Origin of the sequence: Parendozoicomonas verongulae, assembly GCF_009711465.1 — a bacterium.
Classification (GTDB): Bacteria; Pseudomonadota; Gammaproteobacteria; order Pseudomonadales; family Endozoicomonadaceae; genus Sansalvadorimonas; species Sansalvadorimonas verongulae.
This window is the reverse complement of sequence record NZ_SMME01000833.1, coordinates 24,232-33,723: the sequence shown is the minus strand read 5'-3', so window position 1 is coordinate 33,723 and position 9,492 is coordinate 24,232. Positions and strand designations below refer to the sequence as shown.

General features: G+C 49.8%; 6 protein-coding genes. 2 read left to right on the top strand and 4 right to left on the bottom strand.

Translation table 11 applies throughout. The features are described 5' to 3' along the window. Positions 1–176: 176 nt before the first annotated feature. The 4 genes from E1189_RS12000 to E1189_RS11985 all read right to left on the bottom strand — a co-directional run bounded on the left by E1189_RS12000 (position 177) and on the right by E1189_RS11985 (position 6,211). A complete protein-coding gene (locus E1189_RS12000; protein ID WP_155160563.1) occupies positions 177–1,958 on the bottom strand; it encodes a hypothetical protein in 1,782 nt (593 codons plus the stop codon). 112 nt (positions 1,959–2,070) lie between these two features. Further along, positions 2,071–3,870, bottom strand: coding sequence for an ABC transporter ATP-binding protein (locus tag E1189_RS11995; protein ID WP_155160562.1), 1,800 nt, complete (start codon positions 3,868–3,870; stop codon positions 2,071–2,073). An 11-nt stretch (positions 3,871–3,881) separates the two neighbouring features. Next, the gene (locus E1189_RS11990; protein ID WP_155160561.1) at positions 3,882–5,642 is read right to left on the bottom strand and encodes an ABC transporter ATP-binding protein; all 1,761 of its coding nucleotides are present in this window, start codon (positions 5,640–5,642) and stop codon (positions 3,882–3,884) included. A gap of 134 nt (positions 5,643–5,776) precedes the next feature. Continuing rightward, complete coding sequence (locus E1189_RS11985; RefSeq protein ID WP_155160560.1) at positions 5,777–6,211, bottom strand: MarR family winged helix-turn-helix transcriptional regulator; 435 nt, start codon at positions 6,209–6,211, stop codon at positions 5,777–5,779. Between the two features lie 222 nt (positions 6,212–6,433). Here E1189_RS11985 and E1189_RS11980 point away from each other — a divergent pair, with 222 nt between their 5' ends. After that, positions 6,434–7,762: a Na+/H+ antiporter NhaC family protein gene (locus tag E1189_RS11980; RefSeq protein WP_155160559.1), complete on the top strand. Its 1,329-nt coding sequence runs from the start codon at positions 6,434–6,436 to the stop codon at positions 7,760–7,762. 135 nt (positions 7,763–7,897) lie between these two features. After that, the gene (gene pyk, locus E1189_RS11975; protein WP_155160558.1) at positions 7,898–9,340 is read left to right on the top strand and encodes a pyruvate kinase; all 1,443 of its coding nucleotides are present in this window, start codon (positions 7,898–7,900) and stop codon (positions 9,338–9,340) included. Positions 9,341–9,492 lie beyond the last annotated feature (152 nt).

The window sequence follows — 9,492 nt, the reverse complement described above, 5'->3', positions numbered from 1 at the left end:
GTATTGGTGTCATTAGTGAGCATCGATAAGCCCTATCCCTGATTCCAAGTAAAAAGTAAGAGTATCTTTGTTCAGCATAATTCAGTTGATTTCTAGCATCGGAGTTAGAAAACATGACAAAAATTCCAGCGGACTTCCGTAAGGCTGGTTGGGCTGATACTACTGGGTAGCTTTACTCATTGAGTTTTGGGGTGAGAAGCTGCAACTGGAAGGGTGGGGAGAAGAGGCTCCGAGATAGTCGGGAGTGGTTGAACAAAGCTGTCAGTACCTTTAGACCTGCTCCTTATAACTGGTGAGGCCGGTTGCAGGCTTGAGGATAGAGTGCGCCAATGACTAAAAGGGGAAAAGACTTCGAAGTAGGATTTAAGAGCCTCTTTATCTTGTGTAAGACGCATAATATATACCCAGGTAGAATGAGGAAGATTCTTCATATTGAAGTAGAATTGCTTAACAGACCTGTGTTCTTCAGACAACCATTGTGGAATAGGGCAATGCCCTTGTGTCGTTCTCACAAAAGATGAGTAATCGAAAGCCGTTGTTGTAAGTTTTTGGATAACTGTCTGTAGATCAGGTTTTGCGCCAGATAATGCACCAAATAGGCCCGGATTTTGGAATAGTTCGATCATTTGTGTTTTAAAAGCATCCACTGCGAGTGGGCTGATATAGGCAAGATCTACATCAGAAGGTATTCTCGATGCACTGTATGAGGCATAGCGGATATCATCTCCGGATTTAAATGGTATGCTCTCCCGCGCCCCTCTCCACATCCAACCGGATCCATCTTTTATATAGCCCAAAGTATAGGCAAGCCGAGTCTGCAAAGGGTCTTTAAGAGCCGATAATACCTTACCAACAGACATAGGGCGGCTCACTATCACGTTTCGGCAAGGGTCTGATAGAAGGGTGAGTAATGCCAAGCCTACAGTAGGTCCCAAAGTTGGCAGTTGAGATAGAATAAAATGGTTCTTCTGATACTCCCCTTTGAAAATGTTTATATCCATAAGGTTTACATCGCTGCTAAAAGAAGCTGGAAGCACACCCCATTGTTCAAGAAAAATCAGCGCAGAATGGAAGTCATAAACTTCGAGAGGATTAGGATAAACCATCCTTAACTTGGCCATAAGCAAGTCGTTTTTCGTTCTCTCAAAGGCTTGGTTCAGCGCAACAGCCCACTCGAATGTCCACCCCAAACCAAGCAGAGATTGATTCAATACCATATGAGGAAAGGGGTATGTAGTTAGTGAACTTAAGTCCAGCTGACTCCCCTGCTGCATGCACTCCTCGCGGACTCTTGATTCGATTTCATAAACGATAAAACGTATAGCAGGTGCCAGAGCGTGAGGCTGTGATAGTGTTTCTCTTAATAGATTATACAATGACAGGTAAAGAGGGGGTTCACTATCCAGATGCTGGATAAACCACTGCCAGAACGCCTTAGCGCTGTCTTTTCGAAGATGCCATCCATCCTCCAGGCTAACGAGTCCATATTCAGCATATCTCTCCGTCTTGAGAAGGTCGTCATCAAATACCAAATCCTGGGCGAGCTTACGTTTTTCCAGATAGTCTGACTTTTCACTAAGGCTCAGGGCGGAGTAGTTGTTTTGAATGTAGGATCTGTTGTCCCTGAGTGCCTTGATGATCCTTTTATGCCTTTGCCAGTGTTTATGTCCTGTTTCAGTTTCCAGACCAAGTTTTTCTTTTAACTCGGGCTTACTGTCCAGCAATGTTTGAAAATCATCGAACTCAAGCCACTGGGGACTCATTGGGTGACTCAACAGTCTCTGGGTATGTATGGTGACTTTATTAGCAAGCTCTGTCCCTTCTTCCAGTGTGGCATAGGCGGCGTTCGTCGCTAGAAGCCAAAAGACTGAAAACAGAATCCAAAGAGATATTGTACCAGCTGCTTTTGGCTGAGGAGGCAGAGGGTGAGAATAAAGGTCGCCAACATTGCAGCTCACGGTGTGCACCAAACTTCTGACCGAGGGCTGGAGTATAGAAGGAAATTTTTTTGTGGGTGAAATTCTGAGTAGCCCCCTCATATAGTAATATAAAGGGGCGTGCACAGAGCTATCAGGCAGCTACTGGCTCTGAACCAATAACACTTTCATTGCCTTGCATAACCTCTTCAGCCTGCTGGGAGAGATACAGATCACGGTAGTGGCCTTGTTCTCCAAGCAGCTCTGCGTGAGTGCCGCGTTGGGTGATTTTACCTTTGTCCATTACCAGAATCTGGTCAGCATCCTGAATGGTGGAGAGTCGGTGTGCCACAGCAATGGTGGTGCGACCTTCCCGCAGGGTGATCAGGGCATCTTTGATGTACTGTTCAGTTTCTCCATCAATATTTGCAGTGGCTTCATCCAGCAGCAGAATGCGTGGGTTATGGGCAATAGTTCGCGCAAAAGACAACAACTGACGTTCACCGGTTGAGAGGGACTGGCCAGCGGTTCCGGGCTGGTGGTCGTAATTGCCGGGCAGACGCTGGATAAAGCGATCAGCATGAACTTTCTTCGAAGCAGCTTTCAGCACGTCACGGCTTACAGAACTGTTGCCCAGGCTGATGTTATCAGCAATGGAACCGGTGAAAATGTATGGCTCCTGGAATACCAGCCCCAGGCTCTGACGCAGGGCGTCTTCGTCCATATTGTCCAGCGGGCGATCATCAATAAGAATCTGGCCTTCCTGATGTTTGTAAAAGCGCATCATCAGGTTGATGATGGAACTCTTACCGCTGCCACTGTGGCCTACAATTGCGGTGAACTGACCGGGCTTTACAGAAAAGCTGACGTCATCCAGTGCACGGTTCTTGCCATCGTAAGACAGTGTCACGTTACGGAATTCCAGCTGCCCTGCCTGTACAGGGGTATCTTCCACCTTGACCTGTTCATGCTTTTCGGGCTTTTCTTCCAGCACTTCAAACACACGCTCTGAGGCCACCAGGGATTGCTGCAGATTGCTCAATTGCATGGCAATCTGGCGGAAGGGGTCAAAGAAGCGGGCCAGATAGTTGATAAAGGCGTAAATAGTACCCACTTCCACCATGGTAAAACCGGACCTCCAACCAAACCATGCGACAATGCCTGCCAGTGCTGCGGTTTGTACCAGATGACCAAAAGGCATCAGTAGCAGACTGTTGACGTTGATCTCCTTACGGCGCAGTTCACTCCACTCCTGATTCTTTGCACCGAAATCGCAGCACAGCTTATTTTCATAGTTTGTGGCCTGAATAATACGCATACCCAGCAGGGATTCGTTCAGGGAGGTATTGATATCTGCCAGCCGGGCGCGAATACCATGGACAACCGGATGGCTCAACTTCTGGTACATGCGCATACTGCCCAGCAGGATGGGAATGATGACCAGCATCAGCAGCATCAGGTTCCAGTCCAGCAGTGCCAGAGCGATAAAGATACCAACCAGTTTAAACACGCCACGGAGAATCGCAGGAATGACCCCCACAAACATCTGGTGCAGCACTTGTGAATCGTTAGTGAGGCGGGATACCAGCCGGCCCGTGGGTTCACCATCGAAGTACTTCATAGGCAGTGTCAGCATGTGACGGAATACTTTTTGACGAATGTCGTGTATTACCTCCAGAGAGTTTTTCTGGAAAATAATGCTTTGAATGTACTGGAACAGTGCCGAACACACATACGTCATTGTTAAGGCCGCGCCCATCATGGCCAGTGCGTGAATATCTGTGCTGCCGGCCGCGATATAGTCATCCAGAATGATTTTCATCACCCACGGAGAGGCCATCTCAAAACCAGTGGCCACCATCAACAACACAAAGGCCGTGATAAAACCTTTGGCATAGGGTTTGCTGTAAGTCAGCAAGTGGGTGAGACCGGAGAATTGCTTCAGCTTACTCATTTTTGATGCCATTACGCTGCGGCCTCCAGATTGTCGATATGCAGTGTACGGGCCTGCTGCTGGAAGATTTTTGCGTACCAGCCTTCGTTCTCGGTGAGATAACGATGATTGCCCTGTTCAGTAATGCGCCCTTCATCCATAACGACAATGTGGTCGGCATGAATCAACTCTGGCAGACGTTGGGTAATCAGCAGTACGGTTTTTTTGTTGTGATAAGCCGTCAGGTTTTTCAAGATGGTGGCTTCGGTTTTCATATCCAGTGCACTGAAGGCGTCGTCCAGCAGTAGAATGCTGGCATCAGATAACAGTGCCCGTGCAAAGGCCACGCGCTGTTTCTGGCCGCCGGACAGGTTAATGCCCTGTTCACCCAACACCGTTTCGTAACCATCTTTAAAGGCCATGACCTCGTCATGAATAGCCGCCAGTTTGGCTGCTGCCTCAATCTCATCCCGGGTAGCTGAGGGCTTGGAGAAAGCAATATTACTGGCGATAGTGCCAGAGAACAGCATGGGCTCCTGAGGTACCCAGGCCAGTTGCTGACGCAAGGATTTCAACTGAATCTGATTCAGCGCCGTGCCTCCCATGGAAATATGAGAATTCGCTTCCAGATTGAACTCACGGAGAATCAGTCGGAACACGCTGCTTTTACCGCTGCCGGTGCGGCCAGTGATACCGACGAAAGAACCTTCTGGTACGTTCAGGTAAATGTCTTTCAGAGCCAGAGCTTCGGCATCGGGATAGGCGAAGGTTTCCACGTGCACGTTCAGGTCTTTGTTCTGAGGCACAGACACGGCGTCAGGAACGTCCTTAACGGAAGGCTCTTGATTGAACAGTTTTTCCAGACGGCTCCAGGAGGCGCTGCCACGCTGGAATACACTGAACTGCCAGCCAAACTGCATCATCGGGCTGAGAAGCTGTCCAAGGTACAAGGTAAAGGTGGTGAGCATACCGATGGTCATCACACCGTTCTCGATAAACCAGGCTCCACCTATAAGGGCAATGACAAAGGCGAAACCAAAAAATATCTGTACGCTGGGAATGAACAGCGCATCGACTTGAGCAACACGACGGTTGGCTCTTACCGTTTTGCGGGACTGTTCGTAGAAATTCTTCAGCTGTCGTTCATTCAGCTGGTGAGCGCGTACGGCTCGAATGCCGGACACTGTTTCCCGCGCTTCCTCATTCAAAGCTGAAAAGGTGGCCTGAGCCTCGCCAAAACGCTCATGCATCAGAATTCCGTAGCGGCTGGAGGCCCAGATCAAAATGGGAAAAGGTATCAGAATCATCAGGGTCAGGGTGCCGTTCACCGCAAACACCATAGCGAACAACACGGTGAAGCCGGCGATAAAGGAATCCACCAGCGTCATGATGCCGGAACCGGCGCTTTCTTCCACAGCATTCAGATCGTTGGTGGCGTGAGCCATCAGGTCACCAGTGGTGTGACGCTGATAGAAGTCGGGGGACATTTTGGTGAAATGGGCGAACAGTTTATCCCGCTGAGCACGAACCAGATCCACAGACGCACCGAACAGCAGGGAACGCCATACATAACGCAGGCCATAAATAGTGAGGGCAATGGCAAAAATAGCAGCCACGGTTTTTGCCAGTTCCACACCTTGTAAGCTGTCGTGACTGATCTGATCGACAACCCAGCCAATCAACCAGGGGGGAATCTGATTGAGGGCGGCAACAGTTTGCAGAGAGATGAAGGCAAGCAGATACTGTTTCCAGTAATCTTTGAGAATGAAGCGCATCTTCCATAACAGCGTCATAGCCGTGCCTCCAGAATGGGTGACATTGTGAACATTGGTAATTTCCGTAAGTGTGTAGTGGTTGATGCTGTCAACTAATGGCTCAGAAAATTGAGCGAAACCTTGTTCAAATAGCTGCGGCTATTTTTGTACTCCTAATCGGAGCTGGGGATGGGTAGTACTTTCAGCAGTGACTGGATGCCATCTTCCATCTGTCTGGATTGCGCGTTCCCGAGGTGACTCAGGGATTTGGCAATGTGAGCTGATTGCTTCTTTTTCACCAGATTCAGGCATTCATGGCCTTCATCGGTCAGGCTCAGGCATTTGATGCGGCCATCGTCCGGGCTTTCATTAATGGCGACTACACCCCGAGACACAAGGCGCTTTACCACACGGGTTGCTCCGCTTTTGGTAATGCCCAGCCGTTTGCCCACAGTTTGTACCGGGCACTGGTTCTCGCACTGGATGGTGCGCATGGCCATCAGGTCGATCAGGGAAAAGTCACCACAGGCGCCAGAATCGCACAGGCTGTTAAATCGCCATGCCAAAGCGAGTATGTGATGATAAAGGCGTTCAGATTGTCGGCTCATGCACGGTCGGCTTTCAGGGTTATAGAATCTATCAATTTTTGTTGAGGGTATTAGATGGTTTTTAGTTGATGTAATCAACTAAGTAGCTGTGCGAAGTGTACCTACGCAGCTGCGCTATCGTATTAAGTGGGGTATGGGCAAACAGGTGCTTTTTGAAGAGCCGCCTACAATAGTATGCCTTTGATGATCGAAATACTTTTATAAAAACGGTTTTCACATAATATGAATGACACTCCCCCGGCCAACGGCCTGGCCATGCTTCCTTTGTTCGTCTTTGTAGTGATCTTTTTTGGTGGGGGCGTTTACCACTCCATTATGGGAACTGAATTTGCGTTCTATCAGATAAAGGCTCCTGTTGCCGCTCTGCCTGCCATGGTGGTGGCTGTCATTCTGGCCAGTGGTGCTATAGAAGATCGTATTCACCCGTTTCTGAAAGGTGTAGCGGATATCAATATTGCCACTATGTGTATGGTATTCCTGCTGGCTGGTGCGTTCAGTCAGGTGACCAGTGCCATTGGTGGTGTTGATGCCACGGTAGCCCTCGGTTTACAGATGCTGCCAGGGCCTTTTCTTCTTCCCGGTTTATTTATGGTGTCGGCGTTTGTGGCCACGGCCATGGGAACGTCTATGGGGACAGTAGCGGCAATAGCACCTGTTGCAGTAGGCATTGCTGACTCAACAGACTTGTCCCTTGGCGTGTGTGTCGGGGCCGTTGTCGGTGGTGCCATGTTTGGAGATAACCTCTCTATGATTTCCGACACCACTATTGCCGCCACCCGTACCCAGGGCTGCAATATGCGGGATAAACTGATGTTCAATATTCGCATTGCTCTGCCTGCCGCAGTGGTAACACTGATCCTGCTTTTGTACTTGGGGCAAGGCGGTGAGACAGTCACCCACGAGGCAGACAATCCCTGGTTGGTGTTGCCTTATATTCTGGTACTTGGGCTGGCTGTCAGCGGCATGAATGTGCTGGTGGTTTTGATGAGTGGCATCCTGTTCTCAACACTGATGGGAATGGTTTTTGGAGAGTATTCTCTGGCAACCGCTGGTGATGAAGTATATCGGGGCTTTGAGAGTATGATCGAAATTATGGTGCTCTCCATGTTTATTGGCGGGCTGAGTCGGATGATGACAGAAAATGGCGGCAAGGCCTGGCTGATCGGCGCGATTCGCCGAATGTTTACCCGAAAAGGGGAGCTGACAGCTCGCTCTGCTGAGCTGGGCATTGCGGTGATTGTTTCCATCTGCAATGTGTTTACGGCTAACAATACTGTCGCCATTCTGGCATCTGGGGAGCTGGCGCGGGATTTGAGTCAGGAGACCGGTATCGACCCTCGCCGCTCTGCCAGTTTGCTGGATATTTTCTCCTGTGTGATTCAGGGGCTGATTCCCTGGGGGGCACAGATTCTGCTGGCGGGTTCCATTGCCGGTATCTCACCGCTATTTATTGCCGGTGCCGTGCATTATGTCTGGGTGCTGGCGATTGTGGCTTTGTTGGCGATTGTCACAGGCTTTCCCCGGATTATTAAGGCCCCGCCGTTTCATTGAGGGCGTACAAAGAAAAGGCAGAGAATGAGCTGAATCAAGGTATATGTCGATCCTGTGATTAGAGGCACGCGTTTCGTTGTGAAGTTGGCAAACACGGTTATAGTCAAGGGAAGTTTTAACAACGGATAGACCAGAATGGAACCGCTGAGACGCACGAAAATTGTGGCAACCCTTGGACCCGCAACAGACGAAACAAATGCTCTGGAAAAGCTGATTCTGGCCGGAGTTGATCTGGTTCGTTTGAACTTTTCCCATGGTGAGCCGGAAGATCACCGAAGGCGAGCTGAACAGGTACGCAAACTGGCGGAGAAGCATGATAGGGCTGTCGCCATTCTGGGGGATTTGCAAGGACCGAAAATCCGTATCAGTCGTTTCCGTGATAATAGTGTGAACCTGAACGAAGGGGATGAGTTTGTTCTGGATGCCGAACTGGATAAAAACGCTGGCGATCAGCAAACAGTAGGTTTGGATTACAGCGCACTTCCAGATGACTGTAATCCCGGTGATGTGCTTTTACTGGATGATGGCCGTATAACCCTGAGGGTGGAAGGCGTTGATGGTGCTCGTATTTTCTGCCAGGTGCTTACCGGTGGTAGGCTGACCAACAACAAAGGTATTAACCGTCAGGGTGGTGGTCTTTCCGCTCCAGCTCTCACAGACAAGGACAGGAGCGATATCCAGACCGCTGCCTCTATTGGTATCGATTATCTGGCCGTCTCTTTCCCCCGCTGCGGTGCGGATATGGATGTTGCCCGCCAGCTGCTCACCGAGGCTGGTGGCCATGCGGGTCTGGTTGCCAAAATTGAGCGCGCGGAAGTGGTCAGGACACCTGAAAATCTTGACGATGTCATTCGCGCCTCCGATGCCGTTATGGTGGCCCGTGGTGATTTAGGCGTTGAAATAGGCGATGCCGAGCTGGTAGGTGTGCAGAAGCAGATTATCCATCAGGCTCGCTTGTATAACCGGCCAGTGATCACCGCCACACAGATGATGGAATCCATGATTACCAGCAGTCTTCCTACCCGGGCAGAAGTGTTTGATGTCGCCAATGCCGTACTGGATGGCACCGATGGGGTCATGCTCTCAGCGGAAACCGCCACGGGTGATCACCCCAGTGAGGTTGTGGATGCCATGGCGCGGATATGTCTGGGGGCGGAGAAGCAGCCTGCCATCCAGATTTCATCCCACCGTATGGATTGGCGTTTTACCCGCACTGATGAAGCCATTGCAATGGCTACTATGTATACCGCTAACCATGTGGAAAAGGTGAAGGCGATTGTGTGCCTGACTGAATCGGGGAATACGCCATTGTGGATGTCACGGATAAATTCGGCTTTGCCCATTTATGCGCTCACCCGCTCGGAAAGTTCACGGCGTAAAATGGCGCTCTATCGAGGTGTAGAAGCGTTTTTGTTTGATCCAACGGTGATGAATAGCAGCACAGAGGTGAATAAAGGAATTATTGCATTGCTTATGGATAAAGGTTTGCTGGCGAGGGGGGATCAGGTTCTTCTCACCAAGGGCGACAGAATGGCGGTTGTTGGGGAAACGAATACCCTGAAAATTCTGACAGCCTGATTGTTTATAAACATAAAAAAAACGCGGAGCCGCCATTGATGACTGCTCCGCGTTTTTTCTTGGTTTTAATAAATCTTAAAGCGCATTCAGTGCTGCCTCGACGTTAATCGTATCGCAGCCACTGGGCAGGGCTCCGGTATTAATTGAGGTTG

Bases quoted from the DNA above. Each gene is read 5' to 3' on its own strand.
- E1189_RS11995 (WP_155160562.1), bottom strand. From the start codon at position 3,870: ATGAGTAAGCTGAAGCAATTCTCCGGTCTCACCCACTTGCTGACTTAC.
- pyk (WP_155160558.1), top strand. From the start codon at position 7,898: ATGGAACCGCTGAGACGCACGAAAATTGTGGCAACCCTTGGACCCGCA.
- E1189_RS11980 (WP_155160559.1), top strand. From the start codon at position 6,434: ATGAATGACACTCCCCCGGCCAACGGCCTGGCCATGCTTCCTTTGTTC.
- E1189_RS11990 (WP_155160561.1), bottom strand. From the start codon at position 5,642: ATGACGCTGTTATGGAAGATGCGCTTCATTCTCAAAGATTACTGGAAA.
- E1189_RS11985 (WP_155160560.1), bottom strand. From the start codon at position 6,211: ATGAGCCGACAATCTGAACGCCTTTATCATCACATACTCGCTTTGGCA.